This is a genomic window from Pseudomonas sp. 21615526 (genome assembly GCF_013386245.1).
GTDB lineage: Bacteria > Pseudomonadota > Gammaproteobacteria > Pseudomonadales > Pseudomonadaceae > Aquipseudomonas.
In genome coordinates this window covers 1-15707 of sequence record NZ_JACAOM010000162.1, presented here as the reverse complement: position 1 = coordinate 15707, position 15707 = coordinate 1, and the positions used below count along the sequence as shown (strand labels likewise).

Genomic DNA, 15707 nt, shown 5'->3' with positions numbered 1-15707 from the left:
CCGCCAGCCGCTGCATCCTCGATCCGCAGGCCGATGCTGCCGGTGAGTTCGGCGATCCCCGGAATCCCTTTGTAGGTATTGGTATGGCTGTCACCCACCAGTGCGACCCATTTTCCCGGGCGCGGCTTGGTGGTCTGGATCCATTGAATCACCTCGGTGGCGTAGTAGTTCATCATGCGCTGGCGCAAGTTGTCGGCGGTATCGGGCAGGTCGCGCAGCATGTAGCTGACAGTGCAGTCGATCGGCTGGATTTTGATCCCGGCGTCACGGGCTGCGGTGACGATGTTGACGAACGAGTAGTGCCGGTCGCGCAACGGCGGGTAGATGTTGTTGAGGAAGCCCTTGAGTTCCTCGGGCATCACCGCGCTTCGGGTACGGTAGAACGCCTTGAGCAAGGGCATGTGTACATCCGTCAGCAGATGCTCGAAATAGAGGCGTTTGACCCCCTCGCTGGCCAACAGCGGCATGTTGTTGATCAGGAACGCCTTGCTCGACAGGGCTCCATGGCTTTCGCCGATCACCAGGCCGTCGCTGGCGTGCAGCAGTTTTTGAATGATGGTCGGCTGCGATTCATTCAGGCTGAGCCTTGGAAGCACGGGCCGCATCGGTGAAAACGACAAGTTGGCAAAGAATATCGTGGCATCTTCAGACAGCTTGGTTCTTTTCTCGAAAAACAACTTGCGGGTGTCTTTCACCGGCTGGGCACCGCTGCCCACGGGTTCAAGGTTTTCCGAAAACGAACTGGTGTCGGTGAGCATCTCCGAAACGGTCTCGCGTGCGGGGGGTGGCATCTCGTAGGCACTGTAGAACGTCGAGTGTTGCGGGCCGCCGAACAGCGTGTAGACCCTTTGCCAGGCATTGCGAAATGCGCCTCCGCCGGCCAGCCCGGCCGTGCGCCATTTCAGGTCGGCGCTCTGGATGGCATACAGGCCGGTGGATTGCAGCGTGTTTGGCGCGTTGGGAGCCATTACGAACAGTTCGAAGAAGCCTGATTCATTGGGGGTCTTGTAGGTCAGGTACAGGTCGCCGTGAATCCGGATGGTCTGCAGGCCGCCGGGAGTCATCCGTGGGTTCAGGGTGCGCGTCTCGGTGTTGGCCGCCATGAAGGTTTCGTTGATGGCGCTGACGCTGATCCGGCCCGCATCCTGGCGTACTGCCGGGCCCAGGGTGGGGCGCAGGCTTTCGAGGCCCTTGAGCCCCTTGGACACGCCATGGGCGACCACCGGCAGCGCGTTAAGGGCGCCGAATACAATGCGCTCCTTCGCGTGGGGTTTGCCGCGCAGCAGGTCGTCGGCACCCACCACCATTTCAGTCGCGCCGGAGGTCAGGAAGCAAAATTCCGCCAGTAGCGCGTTGCCCATGGCCAGTGCCACGGGAACCGCCAGGATGCAGGCTTTTTCCAGGGCATCCAGGGTGTCGGCCTTGAGCGTATCCAGGGGCGAAATAAAGCTTCGCGCCGCTACTTTTGCAAGGCGTACCCTGATCTGCCGGGCGATGAACTCAAACGGGTTACTGCCCAGTGCCGGATACATCGGGTTATTGATGTACTGCTCGGGATCCCAGTAGTTATCGGCCCGCAGGCTGTTGAACAAACCCGGGGAGGTTGCCGGCTTCGGAAACACCGCCATCCCCACCAGTGCCTCCTCCACGCCGCTGTAGATCAGGCCGGAGTCGATGGCGTCCTCGTCGAAGTGTTGGGTCAGCGCCTTGCGTTGAGTGGCGTCCCTTGCCGTTTCCACCAGCCAACTGCGCATGTCTGCCGGGTTATTGAACCCATGGAAGGGCGAGGAGTTGCCCGGGATATAGAGCAGGGTCACCTGGCTTTGGTTATCGGTGATGGTCAGGATGTCGGTGGATTCGCTGTTGTGAACGCGCAATAGCCGCAGGGACAGGTTTGGGTCGAGGCGATAGGGCTCCTGGAAATCCTCCAGGGTGAGGTTGTCGTGGTTCTTGTCCATGCCGATTCCCGCCGCCCGTGCCGCCAGCTGTCTCTCTGCCACGGTCAGGGTGAACTCATGGAACTGTTCCAGATAGGCTTTGGTGAACGCGATGCGCATCAGGGTGTTGTAGTTTTCCCGGTGGTTGTTCCAGAACTTGCCGATCGCCTCGTCGTAGGTTTGTTCGAAATGGCTTGAGTTAACGATGAGCCTGAAGGTTTTTGGTGAAATCTGCAGCTGCGTGCTCGGGTCGTAAACCTGGGGCTGGCTTTGCAGATACAGCGCCTCATAACGCCTTGGCGGGATCCAGCCCGAGACGATGAACTCTTCGTTGAACATTGCCGGAATCCGGTTATCCATCAAGCGCGGCAGCTCGCTGACAATATTGAAATAAGGTGCAGTGGTGGAAAACCCGGTGGTATTGAGCATGCCGCCCGGGGGCTGGGGCGCATTGCAGACCATGGCCTCGGTCAGCGACATCGACTGGATCACCACGGCGGTGAAGGCCGCATTGGGATTGTCGGTGTTGTATTCGAGGGTGGCGAGGAGGGTGGTATCCGGGTCGAACTCGACCTGGCTGAGGGGCTGTACCCGCTCGCGGATCAACTGGGCGGCGATTTGCGAAGGTACGGGGAAATCCGCCAGGACCTTGCGAACGAAATGACTGATGCGCTGGAGTTGCGGGCCGTTGGTTATCATGGAGGTGCCTGGTTACGCAGTAAAAAAGGCTATTTACCGGCACTCAGGCGCTGCATGGGCGGTAGCTGTCTATCGCAGGTAGACGGGATGGTTGCCCAGGCCCTCCTTGAGAAAGTCCACCAGTTTTCGCACCTTGGGCGAAAGGTGGCGTTGTTGCGGGTACAGCGCCCAAACCGCGGTGTTGGGCGGTTGATGGGCTTCGAGTAACGACACCAGTGCGCCGCTGTGCAAATGCTCCAGCACGTAATAGTCCGGCAATTGGCAAAGACCGACACCTTGCAGGGCCGCATCCAGCACCGCTTGCCCGCTGTTGCAGCGCCAGTTTCCCTGTACCCGCTGGGAAAATTCGCGCCCGTCCTGGGCCAGTTGCCAAATATCCGAGCTGCCGATCAGGCAGTTATGCCGGCTTAACTCCGACAAGCTATGTGGCCGCCCGTACCTGGCCAGGTAGGACGGTGACGCGCACAGGTACATACGCCGCGGCGCGAGGCGGCTGGCAACCATGCGCGAATCCGCCAGGCGCCCGAGGCGAATCGCCAGGTCCAGGCCTTCGTGCACCAGGTCCAGCTGGCGGTTGGTCAATTCCACGTCCACGCGCAATTGCGGATAAAGCGCCATGAACCGCGTCACCAGCGGCACGATAAAACGCTCGCCGTAAGCCACTGCGCAGGTCATGCGCAACATTCCCTTGGGCTCGCTGGCCAGGTCGCCCACGGCGCGCAAGGCTTCTTCGCGACCGTCCTGCAATCGCTGGCAATGTTGCAGGAAGGTCTGGCCGGCTTCGGTCAGTGTCACCTTGCGCGTGCTGCGATACAGCAAGCGTGTTTGCAGGCGCTCTTCCAGTCGCGCGACCTGGCGGCTGATATGGGACGACGACACGCCCAGGCGCTCGGCGGCCGCGGTGAATTGGCTGCATTCGGCCACGGCGACGAACTCGTCGATGCCCTCCCAGCGGTTTTCCAGCATGCTGATTGTCCCTGTACGGCAATAATGTTTTGCTTTTGTCTGGATTATTAATCAGATGAGCATGTTTTACACTGCCGGCCTTACGTTTTTAACCCGATGGAGAAACCGGATGATCAAGTCCCGCGCGGCCGTAGCCTTCGAAGCCAAGAAACCCCTCGAGATCGTTGAAGTGGATGTGGCCATGCCCAAGGCGGGCGAGGTGCTGTTGCGGGTGGTGGCGTCCGGTGTGTGCCATACCGATGCCTACACCCTGTCGGGCGCGGACCCGGAAGGCATTTTCCCGTCGATCCTCGGCCACGAAGGCGGCGCCGTGGTTGAAGCCATCGGCGAAGGCGTGACCTCGGTGGCGGTGGGCGACCACGTGATCCCGCTGTACACCCCGGAATGCGGCAAGTGCAAATTCTGCCTGTCGGGCAAGACCAACCTCTGCCAGGCGATTCGCGCCACCCAGGGTAAAGGCCTGATGCCAGATGGCACCTCGCGCTTTTCCTACAAGGGCCAGCCGATTTTCCACTACATGGGCACTTCGACCTTCTCCGAATACACCGTGCTGCCGGAAATCTCCGTAGCGAAGATTCCCAAAGAAGCGCCGCTGGAAAAAGTCTGCCTGCTGGGCTGTGGTGTCACCACCGGTATCGGTGCAGTGATCAACACCGCCAAGGTCAAGCCAGGCGACACCGTGGCCATCTTCGGCCTGGGCGGCATCGGCCTGTCGGCGGTGATCGGCGCGGTGAAAGCCAAGGCCGGCCGCATCATTGCCATCGACATCAACCCGGCCAAGTTTGAAATCGCCAGGCAGCTGGGTGCCACCGACTGCATCAACCCGAAAGACTACGACCGCCCGATCCAGGACGTGATCGTCGATTTGACCGACGGCGGCGTCGACTTTTCCTTCGAGTGCATCGGCAATGTCCAACTGATGCGTGCGGCCCTTGAGTGCTGCCACAAAGGTTGGGGCGAGTCGGTGATCATCGGCGTGGCCGGCGCCGGCCAGGAAATTGCTACCCGTCCGTTCCAGCTGGTCACCGGCCGCGTCTGGCGCGGTTCGGCGTTCGGCGGCGTGCGCGGTCGCAGCGAGTTGCCAAGCTATGTGGAAATGGCCCAGACCGGTGAAATCCCGCTGGATACGTTCATCACCCACACCATGGGCCTGGAAGATATCAACAAGGCGTTTGACCTGATGCATGAAGGCAAGAGCATCCGCACCGTCATTCACTTCTGAGGTCGGCCATGAGTCTGGAAAACCTGTCGTGCCAGAAAAGCTTCGGCGGCTGGCATAAACGCTACAAGCATCATTCCGACGTGCTGGGTTGCGACATGACCTTCGCCGTGTACCTGCCGCCGCAAGCGGAGCAGGGCGGCAAATTGCCGGTGCTGTACTGGCTATCGGGCCTAACCTGCACCGATGAGAACTTCATGCAGAAGGCCGGCGCGCAACGCATGGCAGCCGAGCTGGGGTTGATCATTGTTGCGCCGGACACCAGCCCGCGCGGCCCCGGTGTGCCGGGTGATCCGGACAACGCCTGGGACTTTGGCCTGGGCGCCGGTTTCTACCTGAACGCCACCCAGGAGCCTTGGGCCCAGCACTATCGGATGCATGACTACGTGGTGCAGGAGTTGCCTGCATTGGTCGAGGCGCATTTCCCGGCGTCGGCCAAACGCGGGATCAGCGGCCACTCCATGGGCGGCCACGGCGCGCTGGTGTGTGCCTTGCGCAACCCGGGGCGTTATCAGTCGGTGTCGGCGTTCTCGCCGATCAACAACCCGATGGATTGCCCGTGGGGCCAGAAGGCATTCTCCCGCTACCTCGGCGAAGAGCGCTCGAAATGGCGCGAATGGGATGCCTGCGTGTTGATCAGCGAAGCCTCGGAAAAGCTGCCATTGCTGGTGGACCAGGGCGACCGCGACGATTTCCTCGCGGTGCAGCTCAAGCCTGAAGCGTTGCAACAAGCGGCCAGGGCGGCGAACCATCCGCTGGAGCTGCGCCTGCAACCGGGCTATGACCACAGCTACTTCTTTATCGCCAGCTTCATCGAAGACCATTTACGCCATCACGCGCGCGCTTTGCTCGGTTAATGTGAGGCAAAAGTAGGTAGAATCACGCCCTGAATTAAATCGGGGCGTTTTTTTATGCGTATTGGCCACGGCTATGATGTGCACCGTTTCGCCGAAGGCGATTTCATCACCCTGGGCGGCGTGCGGATCGCGCACCACCACGGGTTGCTGGCTCATTCCGACGGCGACGTGGTGCTGCATGCCTTGAGCGATGCCTTGCTCGGCGCAGCTGCGTTGGGCGACATCGGCAAGCACTTTCCGGACACCGACCCGACCTTCAAGGGCGCGGACAGCCGTGTGCTGTTGCGTCACGTGGTCGGCTTGATCCATGCCAAGGGCTGGAAGGTCGGCAACGTCGACAACACCATCGTCGCCCAGGCGCCCAAGATGGCCCCGCATATCGAAACGATGCGCGCGCTGATTGCCGCGGATCTTCAAGTTGAGTTGGATCAAGTGAACGTAAAAGCCACCACCACCGAAAAGCTCGGGTTTACCGGTCGCGAAGAGGGCATTGCCGTGCACTCCGTTGCCTTGTTGCTGCGCGCATGAATGATCTGCAACTGCTGGGCCCGCGTGCCTATGGCGAGGCCTTGGGCAGCGCTGTTCTAAAGGCCACCGCTGAAGACTTCCAGGTGGATGAAGTGCTGGATATCCCGCTGACCGGCGAGGGTGAACACCTGTGGTTGTGGGTGGAAAAGCGCGGCCTGAATACCGAAGAGGCGGCGCGGCGGATTGCCAAGGCGGCGGGCGTGCCGTTGCGTACCGTCAGCTACGCCGGGCTCAAGGACCGCCAGGCGCTGACACGCCAGTGGTTCAGCGTGCAGTTGCCGGGCAAGGCGGACCCGGACCTGAGCGCGGCTGAAAACGACACCCTGAAGATCCTCAAGACCGGCCGTCACAAGCGCAAGCTGCAGCGCGGCGCGCATTCGGCCAACGGCTTTACCTTGCGCCTGACCCAGTTTGCCGGGGATGCGGCGGCCATCGACGCCCGCCTGCAACTGATCGCCCGGCAAGGCATTCCCAACTATTTCGGCGCCCAGCGTTTCGGCCATAACGGCGGCAACGTCGTCGATGCCCGTGACTGGGCGGCGCGCAAGGCCTTGCCGGAGCAGCGCAATGTGCGTTCGCGCCTGCTCTCGACGGCCCGCAGCTTCCTGTTCAATAAAGTGCTGGCGGCGCGGGTGGCCGACGGTTCCTGGCAGCGCGCCCAGGTCGGTGACTTGCTGGCGTTTACCGACAGCCGCAGCTTTTTCCCGGCGGGGGAGGCTGAATGCAGCGACCCGCGCCTGGCAATCCTCGACCTGCATCCCACCGGCCCGCAGTGGGGCGAAGGTGATTCGCCGGCGGCGGGAGCAACCTTCGCGCTGGAACAGGCGATTGCCGACGGTGAAGCCGAACTGCGGGATTGGCTGGTGAATGCCGGCATGAGCCAGGAACGTCGCATTCTTCGACTGCCCATTGGCGGGTTGACGTGGCATTATCCCGAACCTGACATTCTGCAATTGGAATTCGTCCTGCCGGCTGGATGCTTCGCCACTGTCTTGGTGCGCGAGCTTGTAGATCTGGTGCCGGTGGGGCAGACGGACAGCCCATGCGTATTCTGATATCTAACGACGACGGGGTCACTGCACCCGGCCTTGCCGCGCTTCATGCTGCGCTGGCGGATTACGCCGAGTGCGTGGTGGTTGCCCCGGACCAGGACAAAAGCGGCGCCAGCAGCTCGCTGACGCTCGACCGTCCGTTGCATACACAGACGTTGCCCAACGGCTTTATCAGCGTGAATGGCACGCCGACCGACTGCGTGCACCTGGCGATCAACAGCCTGCTGGACCGCGAGCCGGACCTGGTGGTTTCCGGGATCAACCTGGGCGCCAACCTGGGTGACGACGTGCTGTATTCCGGTACGGTGGCGGCAGCCCTTGAAGGGCGCTTCCTCGGTCGGACCTCGTTCGCTTTTTCGTTTGCGTCCCGTCAATTGGACAACCTGGCGACTGCGGCGTATTTCGCCCGCAAGCTGGTGGAGGCCCATGACACCCTGGTCCTGCCGCCGCGCACGGTGCTCAACGTCAATATTCCCAATCTGCCCCTGGACCACATTCGCGGTATCCAGCTGACCCGCCTCGGCCACCGTGCCCGTGCGGCAGCGCCGCTGAAGGTGGTCGACCCGCGTGGCAGGGAAGGGTACTGGATTGCCGCTGCCGGCGATGCCGAGGACGGTGGCGAGGGCACGGACTTTCATGCGGTGATGCAAGGTTATGTCTCGATTACCCCGTTGCAACTCGATCGCACCTTCAGTGATGCCTTCAGTAGCCTCGATGGCTGGCTGGAGGGGCTGCGCTGATGGCTCGTGAACAAGACGACCTGCTGCGCCGGGGCATCGGGATGACCTCCCAGCGCACCCGCGAGCGATTGATCCAGCGCCTGTATGAAGAAGGGCTGTCCAATGCCCAGGTACTGGAAGTCATCCGGCGTACCCCGCGGCATCTGTTTGTCGATGAAGCCCTGGCGCACCGCGCCTATGAAGACACAGCCTTGCCCATCGGCCACAACCAGACCATCTCCCAGCCCTATATGGTGGCGCGGATGAGTGAGTTGCTGCTGGCGGCGGGCCCGCTGGACAAGGTGCTGGAAATCGGCACCGGCTCTGGCTACCAAACGGCCGTGTTGTCGCAGCTGGTGGAGCGGGTGTTTTCCGTGGAGCGCATCAAGGTGTTGCAAGACCGGGCCAAGGAACGCCTGGTGGAGTTGAACCTGCGCAACGTGGTATTCCGTTGGGGCGATGGCTGGGAAGGCTGGCCGGCACTGGCGCCATACAACGGCATTATCGTCACCGCGGTGGCGACCGACGTGCCCCAGGCCTTGCTCGATCAACTGGCTCCCGGCGGGCGCCTGGTGATTCCGGTGGGCTCCGGCGAAGTGCAACAATTAATGTTGATCATTCGCGAGGAAGAGGGCTTTTCCCGGCATGTGCTCGGCGCCGTGCGTTTTGTCCCGCTGCTCAACGGTCCGCTGGCCTGATCAATTATTCCTGCGTACTGAATTCTATTGCCGGGTATGTGTCTTACAGCGGGGTCTGTTGAGTCCACATCATCAGCCGTCGGAGTTAAACATGATGAAATTTTCTTTAGAGTCGTGTTTCCAGTAAAAACCCAACGGCCAGTTATACTTGCGTCATATTTCAAGCCTGATACAGGCGTTCATAGTCAGCCACCACAAAGGGAGCGGCGGGTGAGTCTCACGGTCATTGCACAGCGTATGAGTCAAACAAGCTTTCAGCGACTGGTGATTGGCCTTGTCTTGAGTTCCTTGCTGGCGGCTTGTTCAAGCACGCCATCCGGTGGTGCGCGGGTGGTCGACCGCAATAATGCGGTACCGCAGAAACCTACCGTTACCACTGGCCAATACGTCGTGCGCAAGGGCGATACGATGTTCTCGATCGCCTTTCGTTATGGCTGGGACTACAAGGCGCTCGCCGCCCGTAACAACATCCCTGTGCCGTACACGATACATCCAGGTCAGACCATTCGTTTCGATGGACGAACCGGTTCAACACCGACCGCGGTAGTCACAAACACGGCTTCTTCGCCGTCGTCTTCGAGCAAGACCACCATCATCACCCGGCCTGCAGGCACCGCCGCGCCTAGCGTTGCGAGCAAGCCGGCACCTGCGCCGATGCCGCCGGCGGGGCCCGCACCGACCGGCTGGGGATGGCCCTCAAATGGCATCCTTATTGGAAAATTCTCTTCAAACGGTAGTTTGAATAAAGGCATTGATATCGCCGGGGATTTGGGACAGCCTGTTTTAGCTGCGTCTGATGGGACAGTGGTGTACGCCGGGAGTGGTTTACGGGGCTACGGCGAGCTGGTCATCATCAAACACAGCGATACCTACGTCAGTGCCTACGGTCACAACCGCAGGCTGTTGGTTCGGGAGGGGCAGCAGGTCAAAGTCGGACAGACAATTGCCGAAATGGGGTCAACTGGTACAGACCGGGTGAAACTGCACTTTGAGATTCGCCGCCAAGGGAAGCCTGTTGATCCGCTGCAATTCCTTCCCCGTCGTTGATGTGTTGCACAGCCTGTTCCTCACGTAGTAGGAACAGGCTCCAGCGTTGCCAAGGATAAAGGCGTCGCTTGAGCTTGAGGTCGAACTCACCAAAGGACTATAACAATGGCTCTCAGTAAAGAAGCGCCGGAGTTTGACATCGACGATGAGGTTCTCCTTATGGAGACTGTCATCGATACGGAATCGATGTCGAATGAGGGACCTGCTGTACCTTCAGTTCGCACCAAATCCAAGAACTCCACCGCGTTAAAGCAACACAAGTACATTGATTACACACGGGCGCTCGACGCGACTCAGTTGTACCTCAATGAAATCGGCTTTTCCCCTCTGCTCACTCCCGAAGAAGAAGTCCATTTTGCGCGCTTGTCGCAAAAGGGCGATCCGGCTGGGCGCAAGCGCATGATTGAAAGCAACCTGCGACTGGTGGTGAAAATCGCCCGGCGCTACGTCAATCGTGGGCTGTCCCTGTTGGACTTGATCGAAGAGGGCAATCTCGGCCTGATCCGGGCGGTGGAAAAGTTCGACCCTGAGCGGGGCTTCCGCTTTTCGACCTACGCCACCTGGTGGATTCGTCAGACCATCGAACGGGCGATCATGAATCAGACCCGTACGATCCGGTTGCCGATCCATGTGGTCAAGGAGCTCAACGTCTACCTGCGGGCGGCGCGTGAGCTGACACAGAAACTCGATCATGAACCTTCGCCTGAAGAAATCGCCAACCTGCTGGAAAAACCGGTGGGAGAGGTCAAGCGCATGCTCGGTCTCAATGAGCGGGTGTCTTCCGTCGATGTCTCGCTGGGTCCGGATTCGGATAAAACCCTGCTGGACACCCTGACCGATGATCGTCCTACGGACCCATGTGAGTTGCTGCAGGACGACGATCTGTCGCAAAGCATCGACCAGTGGCTTTCGGAGCTGACGGACAAACAGCGTGAGGTGGTGATTCGCCGCTTCGGGCTGCGCGGCCACGAAAGCAGCACCCTGGAAGATGTTGGCCTGGAGATTGGCTTGACCCGTGAGCGGGTGCGGCAGATCCAGGTCGAGGGCCTCAAGCGCTTGCGCGAGATCCTCGAGAAGAATGGCTTGTCGAGTGAGTCGTTGTTTCAATAAACGACGCAGGATGAAATGTGGGAGCGGGCTTGCTCGCGAATACGGTGTTTCAGTCAGCCTATCTGGCGACTGATTCACCGCTTTCGCGAGCAAGCCCGCTCCCACATTTTTTTGTGCATGGAATTACATCGTGTGATTGGCAAATCCCGAGCACAAAAAAAGCCCCGCTTTTGAGGGCGGGGCTTTTCGACTAAATCAGTACAAGTTAGATAACTTGAACTTCTTCAGCTTGCATGCCTTTCTGACCGCGGGTAGCGATGAAAGAAACCTGTTGGCCTTCTTTCAGGCTTTTGAAGCCGTCGGATTGGATAGCTTTGAAGTGAACGAACAGGTCGTCACCGGATTGTGGAGTGATGAAGCCGAAGCCTTTTTCATCGTTGAACCACTTAACGGTACCAGTTTGGCGATTAGACATGGTGTATCTCCTTGGACAAAGTTAACTGCGACTCAGGAAAAGCCCTGGCCGAGACTGAGTGCAAAGAGCAGGAAAAATTCTTGGAGATGGTTGGATCGAAATTCAACATATCGTGTAGAGATTCTCAGTGACACAAGCAGCACAGTGGCGCCACCTTAACCCTTTTTCCGGAACGTGCCAATGGTATTTCCGAAGGTTTCTCTATTTTCGTGACTGGCGGCACCCTGATACCGCACCAACACCCCACGATTGAAGGTGCGCCCCGCCCAGCAGGGGCTGCGCGGCGCCAAGAAAAACAGCCGCCCCTTTGAACCACGGGGCCAGCCCCGGTAAGATGCCCAACAGAATTTTTTCACCTCGCTATTCAGGACACCCGCCATGAGCATCAAATCGGACAAGTGGATTCGCCGCATGGCGCAAGAGCACGGCATGATCGAGCCCTTCGTGGAGCGCCAGATGCGTGGCGAAGGCGCTGAGCGGCTGATCTCGTTCGGGGTTTCCAGCTACGGCTACGACGTACGCTGCGCCGATGAGTTCAAGGTGTTCACCAACATCAACTCGGCAACCGTCGATCCGAAAAACTTCGACGAAAAAAGCTTCGTCGACGTCAAGAGCGACGTCTGCATCATCCCGCCAAACTCCTTTGCCCTGGCGCGCACCGTCGAATTCTTCCGTATCCCGCGTAATGTCCTGACTATCTGCCTGGGCAAAAGCACCTACGCGCGCTGCGGCATCATCGTCAACGTGACGCCGCTGGAGCCGGAATGGGAAGGGCACGTCACCCTGGAGTTCTCCAACACCACCACCTTGCCGGCAAAAATCTACGCCAACGAAGGCGTGGCGCAGATGCTGTTCTTCGAATCCGACGAAGAGTGCGAAGTGTCCTATAAGGACCGTGGCGGCAAGTATCAGGGCCAGCGCGGCGTCACTCTCCCACGCACTTGATCGAATCGTCTTACAGGCTAAGGGAATTTGTCAGCGGGCATGCACTCTATTGGGTGTACTGCCCCGACGCGTGCACAACGCGCCGGGCCACGCTTGAGGAGTCCCCTATGAAGCTTGATCCGCGAATCAGCGCCGAACTCGCCCGGCTTGAACCCAACCAGATTGGTGTGATGGCCTGGTCCTTGATGGCCGATCCCGCCGCAGGCGGCATTCCCGGCCAGCCAGGTCCCGATGATCCCTGGCCCAACCAGCCTGAAGAGCCTGGCGAACCCACTCTCCCTGACGAACCGCCTCCCGCCCCTGTGGCCTGACTTCCTGCACGTGTCGCCAATGGTCAGTTGCTCAACGCACTGGCCATACTTCCTGGTCTCCGATCACGAAGATCCGGCCGCCTTCTTCCTGCGTCACTGAATAACCCCCGGTAAAAGCGCCGAACGCCGGTAGCAGGCTGACTTGGTTGCCGATCAGGAAGCACGGCAGGCGCAAGCTTTGCCGGCCCTTGCCCCGCAGGCGATACACCGGATGCACGTGCCCGGCCAGCACATGGTGGCTGGCATGGGGGTCGGGCTCGTGCTGCAAGGCAAACGGGCCCATCAGCAAGGGTTCGGTCACCACCTCAATGTTCAGATCGCCGGGCGGGTCGCCAGCGCGTTTGTCGTGGTTGCCGCGAATCAGCGTGAGCGCCACGCCTGCATGACGCTCACGCCAGGCTCTCAGGGCGTTCAGGGTGCCGCTGGCGTGAGAGCCGGGCCCGTGGAGAAAGTCGCCGAGAAAGATCACCTGCGCGCCGGGGAAAGCCGCCAACAACCGGTCCAGGCGCTGCAGGTTGGCCGTCGTCGTGCCCTGTGGCACTGGCTGGCCCAGGCTGCGATAGGCCGACGCCTTGCCAAAATGCGCGTCGGCGATCAGCAGGCACTTTCTCGCAGGCCAGTACACCGCCTTGTCCGCCAGCAACCACAGCGCTTCTTCCGCCAGATGTATCGGGTAATGAGCGGGCATCAGGGCTTCCCGTTATCGGCGACTTTTTCCAGATCCTTGACCATCCGCGCAATCCGCTCCGAGAGTTTTTCCGAGCTCAGGCTTTCCCGAAAACGTTCCACCAGCAGCGGAAAGGCCAACGGCGTAGGCCGTTTGATGCGATGCAGGTCCAGCTTCAACCCAGACAGGTGGCGCAAGGTCTCTTCCAGGCGACGAATATCCAGCTCATCCCGCAGGACTTCTTCCCCGGCCTGGGTCAGCAGCAGGTTCTGCGGGTCATATTGCTTGAACACTTCAAAGAACAAACCGCTGGAAGCCTGGACCTGACGCGTACTTTTCGGCGCGCCCGGATAGCCTGCGAACACCAGCCCGGCGATCCGCGCGATCTCGCGAAAACGTCGCAGGGCCAGCTCACCGGCATTCAGGCTGGCTACCACGTCATCCAGCAGATGATCCGCGCTCAGCAGTTCGCCGCCCAATAACTCAGGCCAATCCACTTCGGTGGCACTCAGCAGTTCCAGCCCATAGTCATTGACCGCAATCGAGAACGTCACCGCCTGCCGCCGGCTGACGCGCCAGGCCAGCAGGCTCGCCAGCCCCAGATGCACCTGGCGCCCGGCAAACGGATACAGGAACAGATGCCAGCCCTCCCGGGACTTGAGGGCCTCGGCCAGCAAGTGATCGCGGGTCGGCAGCCCGGACCAGCGCAGCTGGGTTTCCAGCAAGGGTTGCACCGCTTGCATCTCCGGGCCGAGATAGTGACCGTGGGCAGCCGCATCAAAGCGCTCGACCACCGCCTGGGCCAGCTCGTTGGAAAGAGGCATGCGCCCGCCGTTCCAGCGTGGCACGGCAGCCTTTTTCGCGGTGCTGCGCTTCACATAAGCCGTCATGTTTTCCACCCGTACCAACTCCAGCAAGCGGCCGGCGAACAGGAAACCATCTCCTGGCTTCAGTCGTGCAATAAAGCCTTCCTCGACACTGCCCAGGGTCTTGCCACCGCCGCCTTTGCTCCAGAATTTCAGCTGGATGCTGGCGTCGCTGACGATCGTACCCACGCTCATGCGATGGCGCCGCGCCAGGCGTGCGTCGGGGACGCGCCAGATGCCGTGTTCGTCCGGCTCGACCCGGCGGTAATCCGGGTAGGCCGTCAGTGACAGGCCACCATGGCGCACGAAAGCCAGGGCCCAGGCCCAATCTGCTGCGCTCAGGTCACGATAGGCCCACGCGGTGCGCACCTCCGCCAGCAGCTCATCCGGCACAAAGCCGCCGCCCAGCGCCATGCTCACCAGATGCTGCACCAGCACATCCAACGGCTTGTGAGGCGACTGGCGCGCTTCTATGCGCCGTTCAGCGATGGCGTCCTGCGCGGCAGCGGCTTCCATCATTTCCAGGCTGTGGGTTGGCACCAGCGTGACCCGCGACGGCCGGCCCGGTGCGTGGCCGGAGCGCCCTGCGCGCTGCATCAGCCGGGCTACGCCCTTGGCGGAGCCAATCTGCAGTACCCGTTCCACCGGCAGGAAATCTACCCCCAGGTCCAGGCTCGACGTACACACCACGGCCTTCAGTTGCCCCTCCTTCAGGGCTCGCTCCACCCAGTCCCTGGTTTCCCGGGACAGCGAGCCGTGGTGCAGGGCAATCACTCCGGCCCAGTCGGGGCGCGCGTCGAGCAGGGCCTGGTACCAGATTTCCGATTGTGCCCGTGTGTTGGTAAACACCAGGCAACTGCTGCTGGCATCAACTTCGGCCACCACTTGCGGGAGCATTTTCAGGCCGATATGGCCGGCCCACGGAAAGCGCTCGATAACCGGTGGCAACAGGGTGTCCACTCGCAACTGTTTGGTGGTTTGGCCTTGGACGTTGATCCCGCCGCCTTGTGGGATCAACACCTCCAACGCGTGGGCCTGATTACCCAGGGTTGCAGAAATGCCCCACACAATCAGCTCGGGGTGCCATTGCCGCAGGCGGGCGAGGGCCAGTTGCAATTGCACGCCGCGTTTGTTGCCGATCAGTTCGTGCCATTCGTCCACTACCACCATGCGCAGGTGCGACAGGCTGGGCTGGCTGTCGGCGCGGGCGAGCATCAGCGTGAGGCTTTCCGGGGTGGTGATCAGGGTGGTGGGCAGACGGCGGGTTTGGCGGGCGCGTTCGCTGCTGCTGGTGTCGCCGGTGCGCAGGCCGACGGTCCAGGGGATTTTCAGTGATTCGAGCGGGGCCTCAAGGGCGCGGGCGGTGTCGGCGGCCAGGGCGCGCATTGGGGTGATCCACAGGACGGCCAGCGGTTCGGCGGGGGCTTTGCGTTTGCGGGGTGTGGTTTCGGTGATGGCGAAGCGGTTGAGGGCGGCGAACCACAGGGCGTAGGTTTTCCCGGCGCCGGTGCTGGCGTGGAGCAGTCCCGACTGGCCTTCCTTGACTGCGTGCCATACGTCTTTTTGGAAGGCGAACGGTTTCCAGCCCTTGGCGGTGAACCAGTCTTTGGCGAAGTTGGGGGATTTGACCATGCTTGGGGCTCTGGGGGGGTAATTCAGAGACCTTAGGGG

Annotated in this window: 15 protein-coding genes; 10 read left to right on the top strand and 5 right to left on the bottom strand. The window is 60.8% G+C overall.

Annotated features, from left to right (window positions below; genetic code table 11):
- Both HX786_RS29790 and HX786_RS29785 read right to left on the bottom strand, forming a co-directional pair.
- A partial coding sequence (locus HX786_RS29790) for a membrane-targeted effector domain-containing toxin (protein ID WP_178912983.1) occupies positions 1-2636 on the bottom strand: 2636 nt, incomplete at its 3' end.
- 69 nt (positions 2637-2705) lie between these two features.
- Positions 2706-3602, bottom strand: a complete 897-nt coding sequence (locus tag HX786_RS29785) for a LysR substrate-binding domain-containing protein (protein ID WP_003219287.1) — start codon at positions 3600-3602, stop codon at positions 2706-2708.
- Between the two features lie 109 nt (positions 3603-3711).
- On the opposite strand from HX786_RS29785, the gene HX786_RS29780 reads away from it, so the two are divergent.
- The 8 genes from HX786_RS29780 (at position 3712) to rpoS (ending at position 10832) form a co-directional block, all read left to right on the top strand.
- A complete protein-coding gene (locus tag HX786_RS29780; RefSeq protein ID WP_003219285.1) occupies positions 3712-4824 on the top strand; it encodes an S-(hydroxymethyl)glutathione dehydrogenase/class III alcohol dehydrogenase in 1113 nt (370 codons plus the stop codon).
- 8 nt (positions 4825-4832) lie between these two features.
- On the top strand, positions 4833-5678 hold the full coding sequence (gene fghA / locus HX786_RS29775; RefSeq protein WP_003219284.1) for an S-formylglutathione hydrolase: 846 nt from the start codon (positions 4833-4835) through the stop codon (positions 5676-5678).
- 54 nt (positions 5679-5732) lie between these two features.
- A complete protein-coding gene (gene ispF / locus HX786_RS29770; RefSeq protein WP_003219282.1) occupies positions 5733-6206 on the top strand; it encodes a 2-C-methyl-D-erythritol 2,4-cyclodiphosphate synthase in 474 nt (157 codons plus the stop codon).
- Positions 6203-7261: a tRNA pseudouridine(13) synthase TruD gene (truD, locus tag HX786_RS29765; protein WP_003219280.1), complete on the top strand. Its 1059-nt coding sequence runs from the start codon at positions 6203-6205 to the stop codon at positions 7259-7261. Before ispF ends, truD begins: the two co-directional genes overlap by 4 nt.
- A complete protein-coding gene (gene surE, locus HX786_RS29760; RefSeq protein ID WP_003219278.1) occupies positions 7249-7998 on the top strand; it encodes a 5'/3'-nucleotidase SurE in 750 nt (249 codons plus the stop codon). Before truD ends, surE begins: the two co-directional genes overlap by 13 nt.
- 41 nt (positions 7999-8039) lie before the next feature.
- Positions 8040-8675 (top strand): protein-L-isoaspartate(D-aspartate) O-methyltransferase, encoded by a 636-nt coding sequence (locus tag HX786_RS29755; protein ID WP_010176736.1) that lies wholly within the window; start codon positions 8040-8042, stop codon positions 8673-8675.
- 210 nt (positions 8676-8885) lie between these two features.
- The gene (locus HX786_RS29750; protein ID WP_032898924.1) at positions 8886-9722 is read left to right on the top strand and encodes a peptidoglycan DD-metalloendopeptidase family protein; all 837 of its coding nucleotides are present in this window, start codon (positions 8886-8888) and stop codon (positions 9720-9722) included.
- Between the two features lie 105 nt (positions 9723-9827).
- Positions 9828-10832, top strand: a complete 1005-nt coding sequence (gene rpoS, locus HX786_RS29745; RefSeq protein ID WP_003219274.1) for an RNA polymerase sigma factor RpoS — start codon at positions 9828-9830, stop codon at positions 10830-10832.
- A 205-nt stretch (positions 10833-11037) separates the two neighbouring features.
- Here the strand turns inward: rpoS and HX786_RS29740 are convergent, their stop codons facing one another.
- Positions 11038-11247 (bottom strand): cold-shock protein, encoded by a 210-nt coding sequence (locus HX786_RS29740; RefSeq protein ID WP_002554837.1) that lies wholly within the window; start codon positions 11245-11247, stop codon positions 11038-11040.
- Positions 11248-11625: 378 nt separating this feature from the next.
- Between HX786_RS29740 and dcd the strand changes: the two genes are divergently transcribed.
- On the top strand, positions 11626-12192 hold the full coding sequence (gene dcd / locus HX786_RS29735) for a dCTP deaminase (protein WP_003219273.1): 567 nt from the start codon (positions 11626-11628) through the stop codon (positions 12190-12192).
- A 107-nt stretch (positions 12193-12299) separates the two neighbouring features.
- Positions 12300-12503: a hypothetical protein gene (locus HX786_RS29730; protein WP_003219272.1), complete on the top strand. Its 204-nt coding sequence runs from the start codon at positions 12300-12302 to the stop codon at positions 12501-12503.
- Between the two features lie 31 nt (positions 12504-12534).
- On the opposite strand, the gene pdeM is transcribed toward HX786_RS29730, so the two are convergent.
- Together pdeM and HX786_RS29720 are read right to left on the bottom strand one after the other, a co-directional pair.
- Positions 12535-13191: a ligase-associated DNA damage response endonuclease PdeM gene (gene pdeM, locus HX786_RS29725; RefSeq protein WP_177039605.1), complete on the bottom strand. Its 657-nt coding sequence runs from the start codon at positions 13189-13191 to the stop codon at positions 12535-12537.
- On the bottom strand, positions 13191-15668 hold the full coding sequence (locus tag HX786_RS29720) for a ligase-associated DNA damage response DEXH box helicase (protein WP_178912982.1): 2478 nt from the start codon (positions 15666-15668) through the stop codon (positions 13191-13193). Before HX786_RS29720 ends, pdeM begins: the two co-directional genes overlap by 1 nt.
- Positions 15669-15707 lie beyond the last annotated feature (39 nt).

What these genes read in the sequence shown, in the direction of transcription:
- rpoS (WP_003219274.1), top strand. Translation starts at nt 9,828, where the DNA reads ATGGCTCTCAGTAAAGAAGCGCCGGAGTTTGACATCGACGATGAGGTT.
- HX786_RS29740 (WP_002554837.1), bottom strand. Translation starts at nt 11,247, where the DNA reads ATGTCTAATCGCCAAACTGGTACCGTTAAGTGGTTCAACGATGAAAAA.
- dcd (WP_003219273.1), top strand. Translation starts at nt 11,626, where the DNA reads ATGAGCATCAAATCGGACAAGTGGATTCGCCGCATGGCGCAAGAGCAC.
- ispF (WP_003219282.1), top strand. Translation starts at nt 5,733, where the DNA reads ATGCGTATTGGCCACGGCTATGATGTGCACCGTTTCGCCGAAGGCGAT.
- HX786_RS29785 (WP_003219287.1), bottom strand. Translation starts at nt 3,602, where the DNA reads ATGCTGGAAAACCGCTGGGAGGGCATCGACGAGTTCGTCGCCGTGGCC.
- truD (WP_003219280.1), top strand. Translation starts at nt 6,203, where the DNA reads ATGAATGATCTGCAACTGCTGGGCCCGCGTGCCTATGGCGAGGCCTTG.
- HX786_RS29730 (WP_003219272.1), top strand. Translation starts at nt 12,300, where the DNA reads ATGAAGCTTGATCCGCGAATCAGCGCCGAACTCGCCCGGCTTGAACCC.
- fghA (WP_003219284.1), top strand. Translation starts at nt 4,833, where the DNA reads ATGAGTCTGGAAAACCTGTCGTGCCAGAAAAGCTTCGGCGGCTGGCAT.
- surE (WP_003219278.1), top strand. Translation starts at nt 7,249, where the DNA reads ATGCGTATTCTGATATCTAACGACGACGGGGTCACTGCACCCGGCCTT.
- HX786_RS29780 (WP_003219285.1), top strand. Translation starts at nt 3,712, where the DNA reads ATGATCAAGTCCCGCGCGGCCGTAGCCTTCGAAGCCAAGAAACCCCTC.
- pdeM (WP_177039605.1), bottom strand. Translation starts at nt 13,191, where the DNA reads ATGCCCGCTCATTACCCGATACATCTGGCGGAAGAAGCGCTGTGGTTG.
- HX786_RS29755 (WP_010176736.1), top strand. Translation starts at nt 8,040, where the DNA reads ATGACCTCCCAGCGCACCCGCGAGCGATTGATCCAGCGCCTGTATGAA.
- HX786_RS29720 (WP_178912982.1), bottom strand. Translation starts at nt 15,668, where the DNA reads ATGGTCAAATCCCCCAACTTCGCCAAAGACTGGTTCACCGCCAAGGGC.